Here is an 18357-nt window from a genome sequence, read left to right as displayed (position 1 = left end):
ACGACCCCCAGGAGCAGCCATGAGCAGCCACCAGGTCGCCCTCGCCTTCGAGGACGGTGTCACCCGCTTCATCACCTGCGCGGAGGACCAGACCGTCGCGGACGCGTCCTACCGCGCCCGCATCAACATCCCGCTCGACTGCCGTGACGGCGCCTGCGGCACGTGCAAGGCGCTGTGCGAGTCGGGAGACTACGACGGCGGCACCTACATCGAGGACGCGCTGTCCGCCGACGAGGCCGCGGCCGGCCTGGTCCTGCCCTGCAGCATGCGGCCACGCTCGGACCTGGTGCTCCAGATCGCCAGCACCTCGGCGGTCGCCAAGACCAGCGCGGCGACGTACAAGGCCACGGTGACCGGGATCGAGCGGCTCTCCCCGACGACGATGTCGCTCACCCTCGAGACCGAGGAGCGCGACCACCTCGCCTTCCTCCCCGGCCAGTACGTCAACATCGAGGTGCCGGGCACGGGGGAGAGCAGGTCGTACTCCTTCAGCACGGCCACCGACGACCGCTCGCTGGGCTTCCTCGTCAAGCTCACCCCCGGCGGCGTGATGTCGACCTGGCTGTCGGAGCAGGCGGCGATCGGGGACGAGGTCGGGTTCACCGGCCCGCACGGCAGCTTCTTCCTGCGCGAGGCCGAGCGTGCGCTGCTGCTCGTCGCCGGCGGCACCGGGCTCGCCCCGATCCTGTCGATCCTGCGCACCATGCGAGCCGGCGGCAGCACCCGGCAGGTCCACCTCGTGTACGGCGTGAGCACCGACGACGACCTCGTCGAGCTGGCCGCGCTCGAGGAGCTCGCCGCCGCGATGCCGTCGCTCACGTGGGACCACTGCGTGTCGGACCCGGCCACCACGGCCGCCCACCAGGGCTACGTCATGGGGCTGATCCGCGACGAGCACCTGTGCGACGGCGACGTCGCGGTCTACCTGTGCGGGCCGCCGCCGATGGTCGAGGCCGTCCGGGGCGACTTCGCCGAGCGGGGGGTCGAGCCGACCGGCTTCTACTACGAGAAGTTCGCGCTGTCCGGCACGGGCACCCCCGCCGCCGGAACGGTCGCGGGGCCGGTGCCGGAGGCCGCCGAGGAGGCGCCGCCCGCGGTCGAGGAGCAGGAGCACGAGGCGCCGCTCGCCGTGCCGGCGCCCCGGGTCGCGGAGGACGCGGACGAGCCGCTCTTCGTCGGGCACGCCGGCCGCGCCGTGGCCGGGCAGGAGCTGTTCCCTGCCCGGGAGCTGACCGGGCTCCGCGGCGGGGCCACCCCCGACCCCGCCGCGGTCGCCGCGACCGCCCGCACGCTCGCGGGCCGGGAGGCCTTCCCCTCGCGCGAGGTCGCCGCGCTGGTGGCACCCGAACCCACCCCGGTGTCCATCCCCGTTTCCAGCCCCGTGCCCGCGACCTCCGACGGCTACGAGATCGGCGAGGAGCACCCCTCGGTGCACGCCTCAGACGCGATCTTCGAGGCACGGATGGCGCTCGAGCTCGGTGCCCTCGACCTGGTCCTCGGCCGGATCAGCTCGCGCCAGGTCGCGGGCTACCGGCTGCTCGCGGAGGGATGCGTCCCCCACGTCGACGGCAGCCGCTTCGTGGACGCCGCGGCGTACACCGAGACCAATGCGGCCTTCCACGACTACCTCTTCACCCTCACCGGCAACGAGCACCTGCTGCGCGCCTACCAGGCCCTCGGGGTGAAGGGACGCATGGAGGAGGTGCTGCGCACCGCGACGTGGTGCCACCCGCTGTGCGCCCAGGACCACCTCGACATCGTCGACGCGATCGAGCGCGGCGACCGTGCCGCGGCGCGCGAGCTCGTGAGCGCGCACGCCGACCGCTCGAAGACCACCATGCGCCGGGCGATGGACGACAGCCGGACCGGCGAACGACCCCGGTTCACCACGCCCGGCCGGTTCGCCGGCACGGTCGTCGTCGTCACCGGCGCCGCCCAAGGTATCGGTGAGGCCGTCGCCCGGCGGGTCAGCGCCGAGGACGGCCTGCTCGTCCTGGCCGACCGCTCCGACCTGGTCCACGACCTGGCGTCCGAGCTCGCCGCCACCGGACGGGGCGCGCTGGCCGTGGTCGCCGACCTCGAGTCCTACGACGGCGCCGCGGCGGTCGTCGAGCAGGCCGTCGCCCGGTTCGGCCGGGTCGACGTGCTCGTCAACAACGTCGGTGGGGCGATCAACTTCAAGCCGTTCACCGAGTTCACCGATGCCGAGATCACGGCCGAGGTGCAGCGCTCGCTGATGACCACCCTGTTCGCCTGCCGGGCCGTGCTGCCCGGGATGGTGGAGCGCGGCCGCGGCGTCGTCGTCAACGTCTCGTCGGCAGCCACCCGTGGCATCCACCGGATTCCCTACTCCGCGGCCAAGGGCGGCATCAACGCGATCACCGCCTCGCTCGCGCTGGAGTACGCCGAGCACGGCATCCGCGTCGTCGCCACCGCCCCCGGCGGGACCGAGGCCCCGCCGCGGCGGATCTCCCGCGGCACCCCGGCACCGCGCGACGAGCGCGAGCAGCAGTGGTTCCAGGCGCACATCGACCAGACCCTCGCCCACTCCCTGATGCACCGCTACGGCTCGCTCGACGAGCAGGCGGCGGCGATCACCTTCCTCGCGAGCGAGGAAGCCTCCTACATCACCGGCACGGTCCTTCCCGTCGCCGGCGGTGACCTGGGCTGACGTCCCCGTCAGCCCGCACCACACCCACCTCACCTCTCGGAGCACCCTCATGCCCGACACACCCGCCTCGGCGACCCCAGAGCAGGACGCGCGACGCCGTCGCACGACCTCCTGGGTCGTCTTCCTCTCCGCCGCCGCACTCGTCTTCGACGGCTACGACCTCGTGGTCTACGGCACCGTGGTCCCGGTGCTGCTGGCCGATCCCTCCCACCTCGGCACCGTCACCCCCGGCCAGGCCGGCACGCTCGGCAGCTATGCGCTGGTCGGCGTCCTCGTGGGCGCCCTCGCCGCCGGTGCGGTCGGCGACCGCGTCGGGCGCCGCAAGGTGATGCTGGTCAACCTCGCCTGGTTCTCCATCGGCATGGCCGTCACCGCCACGACCCAGTCGGTCGCCGCCTTCGGCCTGTTCCGCTTCCTCACCGGCATCGGCGTCGGCGCGCTCGTCGCGACGGTCGGAGCGCTGGTCGCTGAGTTCGCGCCACCCGGCCAGCGCAACCGCTACAACGCGATCGTCTACAGCGGCGTCCCGGCCGGCGGCGTGCTCGCCGCCCTGACCGCGATCGCCCTCGGTGACAGCATCGGCTGGCGCGGCCTGTTCTGGATCGGCGCGCTGCCGATCGTGCTGCTCCTCCCGCTGGCGGTGTGGTTCCTCCCCGAGTCGCCGAAGTGGCTCGTCGCCCACGGCCGAACCGCCGAGGCCGAGGCCGTGTCCGTCCGCACCGGCATCCCGGTCCCCGCGCCCGAGCCGGAGGTCGCCGACAAGGTCGGCTTCCCGGCGCTGGCCAGCCGGCGCTTCGCCTACCCGACGGCGTTGCTCGGGCTGATGAGCTTCGCAGGGCTCCTGCTGACCTACGGCCTCAACACCTGGCTCCCGCAGATCATGGGGGAGCAGGGCTACGGCAAGAACCACGCGCTGACCTTCCTGCTGGTGCTCAACCTCGCGGCCATCGTCGGCGGGCTCGTGGCGTCGTACGTCGCCGACCGGGTCGGTGCCAAGCGCGTGGTCACGGCCACCTTCGTGCTCGCCGCCTTCTCCCTGGCGATCCTGCCGCTGTCCCTGCCGGCCGGCGTCCTGTTCCTGGCCGTCGGACTGGCCGGCGTCGGGACGATCGGCACCCAGGTGCTGATCTACGGGTTGGTCTCGAACTACTACCCGACCAGGGCCCGTGCCGCCGGTGTGGCGTGGTGCGCCGGCTTCGGCCGGCTCGGCGGCATCGTCGGACCGATCATCGGGGGTGTCCTCGTCGGGGCGGGCGTGGGCGGTTCGACCGCGTTCCAGCTCTTCGCGGTGGTCTCGCTGGCCGGAGCCGTGGTGGCGCTGGCCGTCCCCCGACCGGCGCACGCCGAGTCGCGACGTCGCGACCTCCGCCCGGGGGAGGTCGGGTCTACCGTGACTGCGTGACCCACGCCGACGCGACGCCCGCGCTCGTGGCTCGCGACGCCCACCTCGCCGACCTGCAGCAACGCCTGCTGCGGGTCGGCGAGGTCGGTCCCGGCCTCGTCCTCGTGACCGGGCCGGGCGGCACCGGCACCTCGGCGCTCGTACGCCGGTTCGCGGCGGGGCACGTCGCCGCGGGTGGTCGCTGCCTCCGCGCCGAGGGCGCCCCGTGGGAGCGCGACGTGGAGCTCGGGGTGCTCTCGCAGCTGATCGGTGCCCCGGTGACCGCACCGACGTCATCCGCTGCCGGCGACCAGCTCGCCGACACGGTCGCCGGGCTTCCCGGCGAGGGGGCCGCGCTCGTGCTCGTCGACGACGCCGGCCACGCCGACGCGGCCTCGCTGCAGGCGCTGTGGAGCGCCGTGCACCACCGTGCCGACGTCCCCGTGCTCGTGGTGCTGGCCGCGACGACCCCGGCGCCGTCGCCCGACGCGGCCGCGGTGCTCGACCGCGTGGCCGACCGGGTCGTGCTGCCGCCGCTCGGGCCCGGCGACGTGCAGCAGCTCGCCGCCCGGGCGGGGGTGGCGCTGCGGCCCACGCTGGCCGACCGGCTGTGCCGGTTCACCGCCGGGCGGCCGGGCCCGGTCCTCGCGCTGCTCGCCGAGCAGCCTCCGGAGCTGTGGTCCGACGTCGACCCCGCCCTCCCGGCGCCCGCCGCCGTGGCGGCCGACGTCGCCGGGAGGCTGGCCGCCGCGACGGCTCCCGCCAGGGCGCTGGCCGAGGCGGTCGCGGTGCTCGGCCGGGCGCCCGTGCCGCTGGCCGCCGCTCTCGCCGGCGTGCCCGACCCGCTCGGGCCGGCCGACGAGCTCCTCGGGGCGCGGCTGGTGCGGTGGGTCGAGCACCTCGGCGCCGTGCTGGTCGAGCCGAGCGACCCGATGGTGGCGGCCGCCGTCCTGGGCTCGGTGGGGCGGGTGCGCCTCGCCGACCTGCACCGCTCCGCAGCCAGCCTGGTCGACGACCCGGTGGTGCGCCTCGACCACCTGGTCAGCGCGAGTCCGATGGCCGACGCCGGTCTGGCCGACGAGCTCGAGGAGCTCGCCGCCGAACGGGCCGCGACGGGGGAGTGGGCGGCCGTCGCGCGCCTGCTGTCCCACGCCGCGCGGATCACCGCCGATCGTGGGCTCCGCGAGGACCGGCTGTCCCGGTCCTTCGACGCACTCGTCGGCTCCGGTGACACCCTCGGCGCCGCCGCGGCCGTGGCAGAGGTCGAGAGCCTGCGCGAGACGCCGCTGCGCAACGCCGCGCTCGGCTACCTCGCGATCGTGCGCGGCCGGTCGGCCGAGGCGGAGAGCCGGCTCGGGCGCGCGTGGGACCTGGTCAACGTCGAGCGCGATCCCGACGTCGCCGCCCTCGTCTGCCACCGCCGGGTGCTGCACAGCCTGGCCCGTTGCCGCGGCCGGGAGCTCGTCGAGTGGGCCGACCGCGCGCTCGCGCTCGCGGCGCCTGGCTCCCCGGCCGCGGTGGAGTCGTCGGCGATCCGCGGGCTCGGGGTCGCTGGCACGGGAGGTGGTCAGCAGGCCCTCGCCGACTACGCCGTCCTCGCCACGCAGGTCGGGCACGGCGCACAGGCGCAGCGGGTCGCGATGGGGCGCGGCTGGACCGCGCTCGCCCTCGACGAGGTCGACGTCGCCCGGGAGGCACTGTCGTCGGCCACCTCCACCGACTTCCTCGGCGGGTCGACACGGATCTCGCTGTGGGCGCACGCGTGGCTGGCCCGTGCCCACTTCGTGAGCGGTGAGTGGGACGACGCGCTCCGCACGGCCGAGGACGGCATGCGGCTGGCCGAGCGCACCGGCATGCGCCTGATCGAGCCGCTGCTGGCCTGGACCCGGGCGCAGGTGCACGGCCTGCGCGGCGAGTGGGAGCTGGCGGACCGCGCGGTCGGCGAGGCGGCGGCCGGGCCGCGCGACTACGAGATCATGCGCGTGGCCGGGGCGCTGGCCCGGGCGGGCGTCGCCGAGGCGCGCGCCGACTACGCCGGGGTGCTGCGCGCGCTCGAGCCGCTGCGCCAGCCGTGGGCCGGCGGGAGCATCGACGAGCCGGGTGCCTGGCCGTGGGCCGACGTGTGCGCCAACGCCCTGGTCGTCGAGGGGCGCCACGACGAGGCCGACGCGTTCCTGCGTCCCCACGAGGAGCGCGCAGCGGACCGCGGCCACCGGTCCGCGCAGGCCCGGCTGAGGTATGCCCGCGGCCGGCTGCTCGGCGCCACCGGCGACCTCGACGCGGCTCGCACCGCCTTCCAGGAGTCGGCGGACCTGCTCGAGGACCTGCCGCTGCCCTACGACCGGGCGCGCACCCACTTCGCGTGGGGGCAGACGCTGCGTCGCGCCGGCAAGCGGCGCGAGGCGGACCCGGTGCTGCAGACCGCCCGCGACCTCTACGCCCGCCTGGGCGCGACGACGTACGTCGAGCGCTGCGACCGCGAGCTGCGGGCGGGCGGGGTCCATGCCGGCCGCCCCGCCGGCGACCGCGACGCCGTGGCGCTGACGCCCCAGGAGGAGCTGGTCGCCGACCTCGTGGCGCGCGGGATGACCAACAAGGAGGTGGGCACCGAGCTGTTCGTCTCGACCAAGACCGTGCAGTACCACCTCACCCGGATCTACGCGAAGCTCGGCATCCGCTCGCGCGGCGAGCTCGCCGCGCTCCGGGCGGGTGCGGCCTCGGACGCTTGACGGGGCCTGACGGTCTTCCGTGCCGGCCGGGATCGGCGCATCCTGAGCCCATGGCCGACCACGCGGGATCACGCCCTCGGCGGAGCACGGCCGTCCCGCTCGCCGCGTTCGCTGCGGGTGCGGTGGTGGCGGTGCTGCTCGGCGTCGTCGGGCGGGTGCACGACCCGACCCTGGCCGGCACGACCGACCTCGGCTTCCGCACCGTCATCGAGATGAAGGTCGCGCTGTCGACGGTGATCGGCGTGCTGGTCGTGCTGCAGCTGGTGAGCACGCTGTGGCTCTACGGCCGCATCGGCCGCCGCGCGCCGCCCTGGCTCGGCACCGCCCACCGGGTCTCGGGCACCCTTGCGCTCCTGCTCGCGGTGTTCGTCGGCTACAGCTGCCTGTGGGCACTCGGCCTCGAGGTCGGCACCCTGCACACCGGCGAGGAGGTCCCGTTGCGCGCGGTCGTGCACGGCGTGCTCGGCTGCGCGGTCTTCGGCGCAGTGGTGGTCAAGCTGGTCGCCGTGCGCGCCCACCGGTCGCCCGGCTGGTTCCTCCCGGTGGCCGGCGGGGTGCTGTTCTCGCTGCTGCTCGCCGTCGTGCTGACGTCCGCCGGGTGGTACGTCGCCGCCCGGGGATGGCCCAGCCACCCCGGCTACTGACGCGGGCTGTCCGACAGGCTGCCGCGGAATGTCTCGGGGGCCAGCAACGCCGAGACGAAGGTGATGCCGGCCAGCACGACGACGTACAACCCCACGGGCCAGGAGGCGCCGTTCGCGGAGGCGGCCAGGCTCACCGCGATCAGTGGCGCGAAGCCGCCGAAGAGGATCGCGGCGAGCTCGCGGCTCACCGCAGCACCGCTGTAGCGGCTCGCGGTGCTGAAGAGCTCGGAGAGCACCACGCCCTGAACGCCGAACATGACGCCGACGCTGCCGCCTTGGGCGAGGGCGAGCGCGAGGACGGCGAGCAGCGGCCGGCCGCTGTCGACGAGCATGAAGAACGGGAACGCGAACGCGATGGCGTAGAGGGCGCCGAACATGAGCACCGGGCGGCGCCCGAACCGGTCGGAGGCGATGCCGGCGAGGGGTGCGGTGCCCATCACGACGAGCCCGGCGACGAGCAGGCCGGTCGTGCCGGTGACGCGGTCGTAGCCGTGGTCGGCCATGTAGGAGAGGGCGAAGACCTGGTAGAGGTGGCTGAACGAGAGCGGGGCCGCGACGAGGCCCATCACGAGCAGCAGGCTGCGCCACTGCGTCCGGACCAGCGTCAGCAGGGGCGCCTTGGTGGGTGCGGCGTCCTCGACGACCTCCTCGAAGGCGGGGGTCTCCTCCAGGCGCAGGCGGATCCAGAGGCCGAGGGCGATCAGCAGCAGGCTCGCCAGGAACGGCAGCCGCCAGCCCCACGAGGCGAACTGTGCGTCACTGGTGAGCGAGGTGGTCAGCAGCAGCGCACCGGACGACAGCACCAGCCCGAGGTAGACGCCGGCGGCGGAGAACGAGCCGAACAGGCCGCGACGTCCGGGCGGCGCGTACTCGACGGCGTACACCGAGGCGCCGCTGTACTCCGCGCCCGAGCCCATGCCCTGCAGCAGTCGCAGCACCACCAGCAGGACCGGTGCCGCGATGCCGATCATGGCGTGCGAGGGGATCAGGGCCATCGCCGTCGTCGAGAGACCCATCAGCATGAGGGTGGCGATGAGGGCCGGGCGGCGGCCGTGCTTGTCCCCGATGTGCCCGAAGACCATCGCCCCGACGGGGCGCGCGACGAAGCCGACGCCGAAGGTGGCCAGCGAGAGCAGCAGCGAGGTGGAGTCCGAGGCCGTGGGGAAGAAGACCTGGCCGAAGACGAGCGCGGCCGCGGCGCCGTAGAGGAAGTAGTCGTACCACTCGAGTGCCGAGCCGAGCAGCACGGCGGTGCAGACGCGGGTGAGCGTACGACGGTCGGCGACCGGGCCCGCCCCGGTCGGACCGGCGGGTGTCGGCGGCGAGGCAGGCGAGCTGAGGGTGTGCGTCATGGGGGTCTCCGGATCGGGTGTCGGGCGCACGGGGGCGCACTCGGGTGGCGCCGGCACGCCGTCGTGCCGGGCAGGGGTGGGACGTCGTCCGCGCGATGGGGTGCGGGCGTCAGGCGTCGGCGGGCAGCCGTTCGAGGGTGCGGGGATCAGCCGCGGCCCGGGCGGGCGCCCAGCCGTAGCGGCCGGGGGCCCAGTCCTCGTCCCCGGGCACCCAGAAGAAGAACGTCACGCGACGCTCGGCGAACCGCCACCGGCCGTCGTCACCTCGGACCATCCGGTCCTGGTAGCGGCCGGCGGCGACGTGGGCGCGACCGTCGACGACGCACGGCTGGTCGAGCCACGTCGTCCCGGTCGCGTGGCGGGCGGGTGTGCCCACCAGGTCGATGGTCTCGTTGGACGAGAAGTGCCACCAGGCCGACAGCGGGCCGTCCTGGAGGTCGGCGAAGAAGGTGCGCAGCTCGTCGTGGCCGCGCGCCGTCGAGAGCCCGACGAACGCGCCGTCGGGCGTGAAGAGGTCGACCAGGTCGTCCCAGCGGCCGTCGTCGAGGGCCTGGCAGTAGTGCGCGCGGAGCTGCCCGATGGCGTGCAGGTCCTCCAGGCGGCGCACGCGGGCGGCCAGGTCGTGCGCCAGGTCGTGCGCCAGGTCCTCGGCGACGGGCTGGACGGCCATGTCAGACGCCGACCGGCACCCGGACCGGCGCACCGGTCCGCTCGGTGATCTCCTCGACCGTGACGCCCGGCGCGAGCTCGACGAGCTCGAAGCTGTCGCCCGCGACGTCGAGGACGCCGAGGTCGCTGATGATGCGGTCCACCACGCGGCGACCGGTCAGCGGGAGGTCGCAGGCCGCGACGAGCTTGTGCCGGCCGTTGCGCGCGACGTGCTCCATCAGGACGATGACCCGGCGGGCGCCGCTGACGAGGTCCATCGCCCCGCCCATGCCCTTGACCATCGAGCCGGGCACCATCCAGTTGGCCAGGTCTCCGGTCATCGAGACCTGCATCCCGCCCAGGACGGCGGTGTCGATGTGGCTGCCGCGGATCATCGCGAAGCTGAGCGAGGAGTCGAAGAACGACGCGCCCGGCAGGACGGTGACGGTCTGCTTGCCGGCGTTGATCAGGTCGGGGTCGACCTCGTCCTCGTAGGGGAACGGTCCCACGCCGAGGATGCCGTTCTCGGCGTGCAGCGTGACCGTGGAGCCCGCCGGCAGGTGGTTGGGGATCATGGTCGGCAGTCCGATGCCGAGGTTGACGTACTCCCCGTCGTGCAGCTCGAGCGCCGCACGGGCGGCCATCTCGTCTCGGGTCCAGCTCATGCCGGCACCTCCTCGTGTGCGCCCCGGGGGCGGGTGGTGAGCTTCTCGATGTCCTTCTCGTGGGCCTGCTCGGGCGTCAGCTCGACGATGCGCTGGACGAAGACGCCGGGGAGGTGCACGTCGTCGGGCGCGATCTCGCCGATCTCGACGACCTGCTCCGCCTCGACGATCGTGAGGCGCCCGGCCATCGCGGCGGGGATGTTGAAGTTGCGCGCCGAGGCGTGGAAGACGCAGTTGCCGGCGCGGTCGACCTTCGCGGCGCGGACGAGGGCGACGTCGGTGACGATCGACTCCTCGAGCACCATGTCGACGCCGTGGAAGGTGCGCACCTCCTTGGGCTCGGACGCCAGGGCGACGGTGCCGTCGGGGTGGTAGCGCCAGGGCAGGCCGCCCTCGGACACCATGGTGCCGACGCCGGTCGGGGTGAAGAACGCCCCGATGCCCGCGCCGCCGGCGCGCATCCGCTCGGCGAGCGTGCCCTGCGGGGTGAGCTCCACGGTCAGCTCGCCGGCGAGGTACTGGCGGCCGAACTCCTTGTTCTCACCGACGTAGGACGCGATGACGCGGGTGATCCGCCGGGCCTCGAGCAGCAGCCCGAGCCCGGCGCCGTCGACGCCGCAGTTGTTGGAGACCACGGTGAGGTCGTCGGCGCCCTGGTCGAGGAGCGCGCCGATGAGGGTCCACGGGATGCCGACGAGACCGAACCCGCCGACCGCGAGGCTCGAGCCGGCCGCGACGTCGGCGACCGCGTGCTCGGCGCTCGGCACGACCTTGTCGATGCCCGTGGCAGGCGTGCCGGTGCTCATGCTGCTCCGTCCTTCAGGTGCGCGATGATCGCGGGGGTGATGGCCTGCGGTTGCTCGGCGTTGGCGAGGTGGGCCGACCCCGGCACGACCAGCAGACGGCCGTCCTGGACGCTGTCTGCGATCGCCTCGAGGTGCGGGGGAGGGGTCGCCGGGTCGTCGGCGCCGGCGATCGCCAGGGTCGGGGCGACGATGCCGGGCAGGTCGTCGCGCAGGTCCATCGCGGCGATGACCTCGCAGCACGAGGCGTAGCCCTCGGCCGGGGTCGCGGCCACGATGCGCTCGGACTCGGCCCGCACGTCGGGGTTCTCCGCCAGGAAGCGCGGGGTGAACCACCGTGCGACGACGGCCTCGGCCACGGCCCGGCTGCCGCCCTCGCGGACCGTCGCGGCCCGGTCGTGCCAGGCGCTCGACGGCTCGAGGCGCGCGCCGGTGCACAGCACCACGAGGCGGTCGACGCGCTCGGGGTCGCGGGCGGCGAGGCGCATGCCGGTCATGCCGCCCAGCGAGAGGCCGACGAAGTGGGCCTTCTCGATGCCGAGGCGGTCGAGCAGGGCGACGACGTCGTCGGCGAGGTCGTCGATGTCGTAGGGGCCCTCCGGCACGGGGGAGCCGCCGTGGCCGCGGGTGTCGTAGCGCACGACGCGGAAGTGCTCGGCGAGCTCGTCGGCCTGGGCGTCCCACATCGACGTCGTCGAGCCGAGGGAGTTGGAGAGGACGACGACGGGTGCGTCCTCGGGACCGCTGACGACGTGGTGGACCTCGACGGCACTCATGAAGGGACCCGCTCGAAGACCGCCGCGAGGCCTTGGCCACCGCCGATGCACATGGTCTCCAGGGCGTAGCGCGACTCGCGCCGCCGCAGCTCGTAGGCCATCGTCGCCAGGATGCGGGCGCCGGTGGCGCCGACGGGGTGGCCGAGCGAGATGCCCGAGCCGTTGGGGTTGAGCCGCTCGTCGGTCGGGTCGACCTTCCACTCGCGCAGGCAGGCGAGCACCTGCGCGGCGAAGGCCTCGTTGAGCTCGATCAGGTCGATCTCGTCGAGGGTCAGCCCGGCGCGGTCGAGGGCGGCCGCGGTCGCCGGGACCGGGCCGATGCCCATCACCTCCGGGCCGACGCCGGCGACGGCCCACGACCTCAGCGCGAGCAGCGGCCGCAGGCCGCGGCGCTCCGCCTCCTCGCGCGTGGTCACGACGCACATCGCGGCGCCGTCGTTCTGGCCGCTGGCGTTGCCGGCGGTCACGGTGGACGCGGGGTCGATCCTCTCGCGCACCGGTCGCAGGCCGGCCAGCTGCTCGAGGGTGGTGTCGGGGCGCGGGTGCTCGTCGCGGTCGACGACGACGTCGGGTCTGCCGCGACGACCCGGGACGGTGACCGGGACGAGCTCCTCGGCGAACCGGCCGGCATCGTGGGCGGCGCCGGCCCGCTGCTGCGAGCGGACGGACAGCTCGTCCTGCTCCTCGCGGGAGATGCCGTACTCCTTGCGGAGGTTCTCGGCCGTCTCGAGCATGCCGCCGGGGACGGGGTGGTCCCTGCCTCCGGCCGTCTCGCGGGCCCGCACCAGGCGGTCCATGAGCTCGACCGAGCCGCCCTTGACGCCGGTGCGCAGGCCGAGGGCGTAGTGCTCGACGTTGGACATCGACTCGGCGCCGCCCGCCACGATGAGCGTGCCGCCACCGCTCGCGATCTGCGCGGCGGCGTAGAGCACGGCCTGCAGGCCCGAGCCGCAGCGCCGGTCCAGCTGGAGCCCGGGCACGCCGGTGCCCAGTCCGGCGTCGAGCGCGGCGATGCGGCCGATGGCCGGGTTCTCGCCGCTGGGGTAGCAGTTGCCCAGGATCACGTCGTCGACGTCGCCCTCCTGCAGGCCGGTCCGGCGGACCAGCTCGGCGAGGGTGGTGGAGGCGAGGTCCACGGCGGACAGCGAGGCGAAGGCGCCGCCGTACCGGCCCACGGGGGTGCGCACGGGCTCACAGATCACGATGTCGGGCATGGATCGAACCTAATCGTGACGTTCGATACAGTGAAGTATCCGTTTGGCCACGACTGAGACGCCAGGCGTCCTAAACGTCGGACCGCTCGTCGAACCGCGGCAGCGTCGGCCACCGCTGGCTCGCCCAGTGGAGCCAGCTGTCGGATCCGGCCGGCGGGTCGGGCGGCGGCGCGTCGGCGAGCTCCTCGTCCGTGGGCGGGTGGTACGACGCCAGCCACCGGTCGTGGTCCTCGTCGGTCATCGGGAACGTCGTCTCCGGCGCCGTCTCCCACCGGGCTCCGGCCCGGGCGCGTCGCTCCTGCTCGTCGAGCGTGACGTGGTGCAGCACGAAGCGACCATCGGCCGACTCGGCGACCGCGCGGATGGCGTACCTCTCCTCGGGCGACCAGCACCCGAAGTCCAGCACCACTCCCGCCCCGCTGCGGAGCACCTCGTGGGCGACCCAGATCATCCGCCCCTCGAGGATGTCGCGACGTCCGCCCGCGTCGTTGTCTCCGAAGAGCGGCGCCATCCAGTCGTCCCCGGCGTGAGCCGCACGATCCGCTCGGCCTCGGCGATCCGCCGGGCGAGGGTGGTCTTGCCCACCCCTGGCAGGCCGACCGTCAGGTGGAGCACCGGCTGCGACGTCGCGCGCCGGATCACCTCGGTCGTCGACAGCCCGCTGGTGCGGGGGACGGCGACGTACCGGCCGGACGCCACCGCCGGTCCGTAGACGGCGGCGGCGCCCTCCGGCGACAGGTCGTCGCCATGGACCACCGTCGTGATGCCGTGCTCGTCGAGGAACTCCTCGGTCACCTCGAACGGGGCGTCCGCGACCACCTCGTCGACCCAGCGGCAGGCCTCGATCACTGCCACCCGCTCGGCGAGCGTCATGACCGGCCGCCGCTTGTACGACGCCGCGGTCTCGTCGGACAGCACGCCGACGACGAGCCGGTCGCCGTGGCGACGTGCCTCGCGGAGCAGCGCGACGTGACCGGCGTGGAACAGGTCGCCGACCATGTCGACGTACACGCGGGTGGTGGTCCGGTCGTCCGACATGGCGGCGAACCTACCGCCGACCCTTGCGGAGGGCGGCGACGCGGCGCGACCATGGGGGGAGGGGGAGGGAGCGTCATGGACGTACGCAGAGCAGGTGCTCGAGCACTCGTCGCGGGCGCGGTCGTCGCGGCGCTGGCGGTGCCGGGGACGGCGCACGCGGACACGGGGTCGATCGACGACCCGGCGGGCGACGCGACGTCCGTCGACATCACCCGGGTGCGGGTCGTCCACCGGGACGCGGTGAAGGTGACCGTGCGGTCCGACGTGCCGCTGGCCGTGTCCCAGGTCTACTCCTTCTGGATCGACACCGGACGCGGGCCCCGGCCGACCTTCCGCGTGTCCTTCGTCGCCAACGCCGGCTTCGACGACTCGCTCGGGGTCGTGGAGTCCTTCGGCCAGCGCCCGTCGCGGTTCGTGAGGTGCCCCGGCATGCGGGCACGCGCGGACATCTTCGAGGACGCGCCGGTGTCGCTCCGGGTCCCGCGTCGCTGTCTGGGCGACCCGAAGCGGGTGCGGGTGGCCGTGAAGTTCCTCGACGAGGCCACCGGCTCGGTGGACTGGGCGCCGGAGAGGCGCACGTTCGGCCCGTGGGTGGCCCGGTAGCACTGATACGCGATCGGCGTCGCGCCACGCTGACTGGGACTCTGCCAGTATGAGTGGATGGAACTGCGCCACCTCCGCTACTTCGTCGCCGTGGCCGAGCAGCGGCACTTCGGCCGGGCAGCCGAGCGCCTCCACATGGCGCAGCCGCCGCTCTCCCAGCAGATCCGGCAGCTCGAGACCGAGCTCGGCGTCACGTTGCTCACCCGCACCACCCGGCGCGTCGACCTGACGCCTGCCGGCGCCGCCTACCTCGACCGCGCCCGCGAGATCCTCGCCGCCGTCGACGAGGCCGGTGCCGCCGCGGCCAGCATCGCCGCGGGTCGCACCGGGCGCCTGATGGTGGGCTGCGTCGGGTCGGCGACGTACTCGCTGCTGCCCGCGCTGGCGAAGCGGATGCGCAGCGAGCTGCCCGACGTCGACTTCGGGTTCCGCGGCGAGATGCTCTCGCCCGACCAGGTGGCCGCCCTGCACGACGGGTCGCTCGACCTCGCCCTGCTGCGCCGGCTGCCCGACACCTCGGGCCTCACCGTGGCCGACGTGCGGCACGAGCGCCTGATCGTGGCGCTGCCGCAGGACCACCGGTACGCCGATCGCAGGCGGCTGCGGGTCGGCGACCTCGCGGAGGAGGGGCTGGTCGTCCACGCCGGCAACGGCCGCTCGGCGATGCACACGCTGGTCCACGACCTCTTCGCCGATGCCGGCCTGGAGCCCCACGTGGTGCACGAGGTGGCGGAGACCTCGACACTGGTCACCTTCGTGGCGGCGGGCCTGGGGGTCGCGATCGTCCCCGAGCCGACCTCGGACCTCAAGGTCCCCGGCGTGGTCCACGTGCCGCTCGTCGGCACCCCTGGGGTCGACCTCGTCGTGGCCACCCGTGAGGGTGACGCGAACCCGGTGCTGGCCCGGGCACTGGCCCGGTTGGCGGAGATCGCTGCCACCTGACGCGGACCCGACCGGTCCGGTCGACAACCAGGACGGCTCCGGCTGCGTCCCACCGCCGTCAGCACGACCCGTCCGAACCGAAGGTCCGCCATGCCAGCCCGTCCGCCAGCCCGCACGCACGCCCGCCGCCTCCTCCTGGGCGGCCTCGCCCTGCTCGTCCCCAGCGCCCTCCTCACCTGGCCGGTGCCCGGCGCCGCCGGCGACGAGGCGCAGGAGACGCCCCCGCACGTGTCGGTACGCGTCGTCGGGGGCCAGAAGATCCGCCTCGAGGCGCTGCCGCAGGTCGTGCAGTTCGGCGGGAAGGTCGCCGACCCCGACCACGCGGCCGCGGCCGTCGTGGCCACGATCCGCCCGGTCCGGGTGGGCCGCCGGGTGCAGCTGCAGGCCCGGACCGGCGAGGTGTGGGAGACCGTCGCCACCCGGCGGCAGGACGGGCGCGGGCGCGCCGAGTTCGCCGCCGCGGCCGCGGTCGACGGGAAGGCGGCGACCTACCGGGTCAAGGCGATGGCCTTCGGCGGCCTGAGGGCCCGGACCGGCACACCCGTGAGCACCGCACGGTGGCTCGAGCCGACGTGGACCGACGAGTTCTCCGGCGGCGAGCTCGGCCGTGCGTGGAGCACCCGCGGCCGCGAGCACGGCCACGGCAACCGCCGGACCTGCTCCAAGGGCGACCCGCGGGCCGTCAGCGTCGACGGGGGAGCGGTGCGCCTCAGCGTCGTCAAGGACCCGGACGCGACCACCCGGTGCCGCATCAAGGGCCGCGACGCGACCGGGGGGCGCTTCGCCTACCGGCTCAGCGGCCACATCGGCACGCAGGGCGAGTTCTCCTTCCGGTACGGCGTCGCCGCCGCGCGCGTGAAGTTCCACCGGCTGCGCGGCCAGCACGGCGCCTTCTGGCTGCAGCCCAGCGGCGGGATGTACCCCGGCGCGCTCGGCAGCGAGATCGACGTCGTGGAGTACTTCGGCGACCACCACCCGCAGGGCGGACTCGCCACGTTCATGCACCGCTACGACGGTCGCCGCAGGGTGTCCACCGGCGGCTGGGTCAGCAACTCGGCGTCGTACCTGCGCAGCCGCCGCGACGGCTGGTCGAGGAACTACCACGTCTTCTCGGTCGAGTGGACGCCGCGCCTGCTCGTGTTCCGCATCGACGGCCGCGAGACCGGACGGATGACCCGCGGCATCTCGGCCGAGCGGCAGTTCCCCATCCTCAGCCTGATCGCGGCCGACTACGAGGTCCCGAAGATCAAGGAGAAGCACCTGCCCCAGCACATGTACGTCGACTGGGTCCGGGTCTGGGAGACCGGCACCGACCTGCCCCAGGACTGAGGGGACGAGCCGCGGCGACCCGGGACCTGCGACCCCCGCAGGACCGGCAGGTCGGCCCTGCCGCGCGGGGCCGCGCCGGGCCACGCTGGAGCCAGTCGAGGGAGGTGGCGGCATGATCCCCGGTGGTGCACCAGGACGCAGGCGGAACGTCCCGCACCCTGCGCTGACGTTCCTCGGCGCGGTCGGCACCGTGACGGGCAGCCGTTTCGTCCTCGAGGGACCGGAGAGCACGGTGCTCGTCGACGCCGGGCTCTACCAGGGGCTCGCGGTCCACCGCCGCCGCAACTGGGACCCGTTCCCCGGCGACCCCGCCGGCCTCGACCACGTCGTCCTCACGCACGCGCACCTCGACCACGTCGGCTACTTGCCGCGCCTGGTCAAGGACGGCTACCGGGGCCCGGTGACCTGCACGCGCGAGACGGCCGAGCTGGCCGCGATCGTGCTGCGCGACAGCGCGCACCTGCAGGAGGAGGACGCGCGCTACGCCAACGCCGAGGGCTTCTCCAAGCACGACCCGGCCCTGCCGCTCTACGACAGCCGCGACGTCGAGCGGGCGCTCACGCTGCTCGAGCCGGTGGACTACGACCATCCCGTGCAGGTCGGGCCCGACGCCGTCGTCACGCTGCGCCCGGCCGGGCACATCCTGGGCTCGGCGACCGTCGAGGTCGCGATCCAGCGCCACCACGTGGCCTTCAGCGGCGACCTCGGCCGCGGACACCACCCGCTGCTCCGCCCGCCGGCCGACCCGCCGGGCGTGGACACGCTCGTCGTCGAGTCGACGTACGGCGACCGCACCCACCCGGCTCCCGACCCGCAGGTGCTCGCGGACGCGATCACCCGCACGGTGGAGCGCGGCGGCACCGTGCTGGTCCCGGCCTTCGCCGTCGACCGCACGGAGCTGGTGCTGCTGGAGATCCGGCGGCTCGTCGAGCAGGGGCTGGTGCCGGACGTCCCGGTGCACGTCGACAGCCCGATGGCGCTCGCGAGCCTGGACGTCTACCGCAGCGCCGCTGCCCGGGGCGGCACCCAGTTCCGCGACGGCGCCCGCCGCCTGATGGCCGACCTCGACGTGCGCAGCGTGCACGCGGTGCACGACGCCGCCGGCTCCGAGCGGCTCAACCGGCCCGGCCGGCCGTGCATCGTGATCTCCGCGTCGGGGATGGCCAGCGGCGGGCGCGTCGTGCACCACCTCGCCCACCAGCTGCCGGACCGGCGCAACTGCGTCGTGCTCACCGGCTACCAGGCCGAGGGCACCCGCGGTCGCGCGCTCGCCGAGGGGGCGCGCCAGGTCAAGATCCACGGCCGCTACGTGCCCGTGCGTGCCGAGGTCGTCGAGGTGCCCGACTTCTCCGTGCACTCCGACGCCGACGAGACACTGCAGTGGCTGGGCCGCGCACCGCACGCACCCCGGACGGTGTACGTCGTCCACGGCGAGCCGCGCTCCGCCGAGGCCCTCGCCGCGCGGGTCGCCGCCGAGCTGGGCTGGACCGCGGTCGTGCCGTCGTACGCCGAGCGGGTGCTGCTCGACTGAGGTGTCGCGGGTGGGCACTTGGTCCCGCCGG

16 protein-coding genes are annotated in these 18357 nt (G+C 74.4%); 8 read left to right on the top strand and 8 right to left on the bottom strand.

All coding sequences use genetic code 11. The annotated features are described in order from the left end of the window. Positions 1 to 19: 19 nt before the first annotated feature. The 4 genes from benC to Q9S36_RS37885 are packed head-to-tail and all read left to right on the top strand — an operon-like array spanning position 20 to position 7425. On the top strand, positions 20 to 2671 hold the full coding sequence (gene benC / locus Q9S36_RS37900) for a benzoate 1,2-dioxygenase electron transfer component BenC (RefSeq protein WP_311289932.1): 2652 nt from the start codon (positions 20 to 22) through the stop codon (positions 2669 to 2671). A gap of 49 nt (positions 2672 to 2720) precedes the next feature. Beyond that, complete coding sequence (locus Q9S36_RS37895; protein WP_311289931.1) at positions 2721 to 4073, top strand: aromatic acid/H+ symport family MFS transporter; 1353 nt, start codon at positions 2721 to 2723, stop codon at positions 4071 to 4073. Beyond that, positions 4070 to 6781: a LuxR C-terminal-related transcriptional regulator gene (locus Q9S36_RS37890; protein ID WP_311289930.1), complete on the top strand. Its 2712-nt coding sequence runs from the start codon at positions 4070 to 4072 to the stop codon at positions 6779 to 6781. Before Q9S36_RS37895 ends, Q9S36_RS37890 begins: the two co-directional genes overlap by 4 nt. A 50-nt stretch (positions 6782 to 6831) precedes the next feature. Continuing rightward, a complete protein-coding gene (locus Q9S36_RS37885; protein ID WP_311289929.1) occupies positions 6832 to 7425 on the top strand; it encodes a DUF6529 family protein in 594 nt (197 codons plus the stop codon). On the opposite strand, the gene Q9S36_RS37880 is transcribed toward Q9S36_RS37885, so the two are convergent. The 8 genes from Q9S36_RS37880 to Q9S36_RS37845 all read right to left on the bottom strand — a co-directional run bounded on the left by Q9S36_RS37880 (position 7419) and on the right by Q9S36_RS37845 (position 13921). Then, the gene (locus tag Q9S36_RS37880; protein ID WP_311289928.1) at positions 7419 to 8777 is read right to left on the bottom strand and encodes an MFS transporter; all 1359 of its coding nucleotides are present in this window, start codon (positions 8775 to 8777) and stop codon (positions 7419 to 7421) included. The genes Q9S36_RS37885 and Q9S36_RS37880 overlap by 7 nt on opposite strands. 109 nt (positions 8778 to 8886) lie before the next feature. After that, positions 8887 to 9447, bottom strand: coding sequence for a nuclear transport factor 2 family protein (locus tag Q9S36_RS37875; protein WP_311289927.1), 561 nt, complete (start codon positions 9445 to 9447; stop codon positions 8887 to 8889). 1 nt (position 9448) lies between these two features. After that, positions 9449 to 10090 (bottom strand): CoA transferase subunit B, encoded by a 642-nt coding sequence (locus tag Q9S36_RS37870; protein WP_311289926.1) that lies wholly within the window; start codon positions 10088 to 10090, stop codon positions 9449 to 9451. Beyond that, positions 10087 to 10869, bottom strand: coding sequence for a CoA transferase subunit A (locus Q9S36_RS37865; protein WP_396653925.1), 783 nt, complete (start codon positions 10867 to 10869; stop codon positions 10087 to 10089). The genes Q9S36_RS37870 and Q9S36_RS37865 overlap by 4 nt, the downstream gene beginning before the upstream one ends. Before the next feature lie 23 nt (positions 10870 to 10892). Then, a complete protein-coding gene (gene pcaD / locus Q9S36_RS37860) occupies positions 10893 to 11669 on the bottom strand; it encodes a 3-oxoadipate enol-lactonase (RefSeq protein ID WP_311289924.1) in 777 nt (258 codons plus the stop codon). Further along, positions 11666 to 12883: an acetyl-CoA C-acetyltransferase gene (locus tag Q9S36_RS37855; RefSeq protein ID WP_311289923.1), complete on the bottom strand. Its 1218-nt coding sequence runs from the start codon at positions 12881 to 12883 to the stop codon at positions 11666 to 11668. The genes pcaD and Q9S36_RS37855 overlap by 4 nt, the downstream gene beginning before the upstream one ends. A gap of 70 nt (positions 12884 to 12953) precedes the next feature. Continuing rightward, on the bottom strand, positions 12954 to 13394 hold the full coding sequence (locus Q9S36_RS37850; RefSeq protein WP_396653922.1) for an AAA family ATPase: 441 nt from the start codon (positions 13392 to 13394) through the stop codon (positions 12954 to 12956). Then, positions 13331 to 13921: an adenylyltransferase/cytidyltransferase family protein gene (locus tag Q9S36_RS37845; protein WP_311289921.1), complete on the bottom strand. Its 591-nt coding sequence runs from the start codon at positions 13919 to 13921 to the stop codon at positions 13331 to 13333. Before Q9S36_RS37845 ends, Q9S36_RS37850 begins: the two co-directional genes overlap by 64 nt. 75 nt (positions 13922 to 13996) lie before the next feature. On the opposite strand from Q9S36_RS37845, the gene Q9S36_RS37840 reads away from it, so the two are divergent. The 4 genes from Q9S36_RS37840 (at position 13997) to Q9S36_RS37825 (ending at position 18326) form a co-directional block, all read left to right on the top strand. Next, positions 13997 to 14524: a hypothetical protein gene (locus tag Q9S36_RS37840; RefSeq protein WP_311289920.1), complete on the top strand. Its 528-nt coding sequence runs from the start codon at positions 13997 to 13999 to the stop codon at positions 14522 to 14524. A 57-nt stretch (positions 14525 to 14581) separates the two neighbouring features. After that, positions 14582 to 15466 (top strand): LysR substrate-binding domain-containing protein, encoded by an 885-nt coding sequence (locus Q9S36_RS37835; protein WP_311289919.1) that lies wholly within the window; start codon positions 14582 to 14584, stop codon positions 15464 to 15466. A 90-nt stretch (positions 15467 to 15556) separates the two neighbouring features. After that, on the top strand, positions 15557 to 16795 hold the full coding sequence (locus Q9S36_RS37830) for a glycoside hydrolase family 16 protein (RefSeq protein WP_311289918.1): 1239 nt from the start codon (positions 15557 to 15559) through the stop codon (positions 16793 to 16795). Between the two features lie 112 nt (positions 16796 to 16907). Next, positions 16908 to 18326 (top strand): MBL fold metallo-hydrolase, encoded by a 1419-nt coding sequence (locus tag Q9S36_RS37825; RefSeq protein ID WP_311289917.1) that lies wholly within the window; start codon positions 16908 to 16910, stop codon positions 18324 to 18326. Positions 18327 to 18357: the final 31 nt, after the last annotated feature.

It is taken from the genome of Microbacterium sp. ARD31 (assembly GCF_031844425.1).
The sequence above is the reverse complement of the archived record's forward strand: the minus strand, read 5'-3'. Positions and strand labels throughout refer to the sequence as shown.

Coding starts and splice junctions, on each gene's coding strand:
- Q9S36_RS37825 (WP_311289917.1), top strand. CDS start 16,908: ATGATCCCCGGTGGTGCACCAGGACGCAGGCGGAACGTCCCGCACCCT.
- Q9S36_RS37885 (WP_311289929.1), top strand. CDS start 6,832: ATGGCCGACCACGCGGGATCACGCCCTCGGCGGAGCACGGCCGTCCCG.
- benC (WP_311289932.1), top strand. CDS start 20: ATGAGCAGCCACCAGGTCGCCCTCGCCTTCGAGGACGGTGTCACCCGC.
- pcaD (WP_311289924.1), bottom strand. CDS start 11,669: ATGAGTGCCGTCGAGGTCCACCACGTCGTCAGCGGTCCCGAGGACGCA.
- Q9S36_RS37845 (WP_311289921.1), bottom strand. CDS start 13,921: ATGTCGGACGACCGGACCACCACCCGCGTGTACGTCGACATGGTCGGC.
- Q9S36_RS37850 (WP_396653922.1), bottom strand. CDS start 13,394: ATGGCGCCGCTCTTCGGAGACAACGACGCGGGCGGACGTCGCGACATC.
- Q9S36_RS37870 (WP_311289926.1), bottom strand. CDS start 10,090: ATGAGCTGGACCCGAGACGAGATGGCCGCCCGTGCGGCGCTCGAGCTG.
- Q9S36_RS37855 (WP_311289923.1), bottom strand. CDS start 12,883: ATGCCCGACATCGTGATCTGTGAGCCCGTGCGCACCCCCGTGGGCCGG.
- Q9S36_RS37830 (WP_311289918.1), top strand. CDS start 15,557: ATGCCAGCCCGTCCGCCAGCCCGCACGCACGCCCGCCGCCTCCTCCTG.
- Q9S36_RS37875 (WP_311289927.1), bottom strand. CDS start 9,447: ATGGCCGTCCAGCCCGTCGCCGAGGACCTGGCGCACGACCTGGCGCAC.
- Q9S36_RS37840 (WP_311289920.1), top strand. CDS start 13,997: ATGGACGTACGCAGAGCAGGTGCTCGAGCACTCGTCGCGGGCGCGGTC.
- Q9S36_RS37895 (WP_311289931.1), top strand. CDS start 2,721: ATGCCCGACACACCCGCCTCGGCGACCCCAGAGCAGGACGCGCGACGC.
- Q9S36_RS37835 (WP_311289919.1), top strand. CDS start 14,582: ATGGAACTGCGCCACCTCCGCTACTTCGTCGCCGTGGCCGAGCAGCGG.
- Q9S36_RS37880 (WP_311289928.1), bottom strand. CDS start 8,777: ATGACGCACACCCTCAGCTCGCCTGCCTCGCCGCCGACACCCGCCGGT.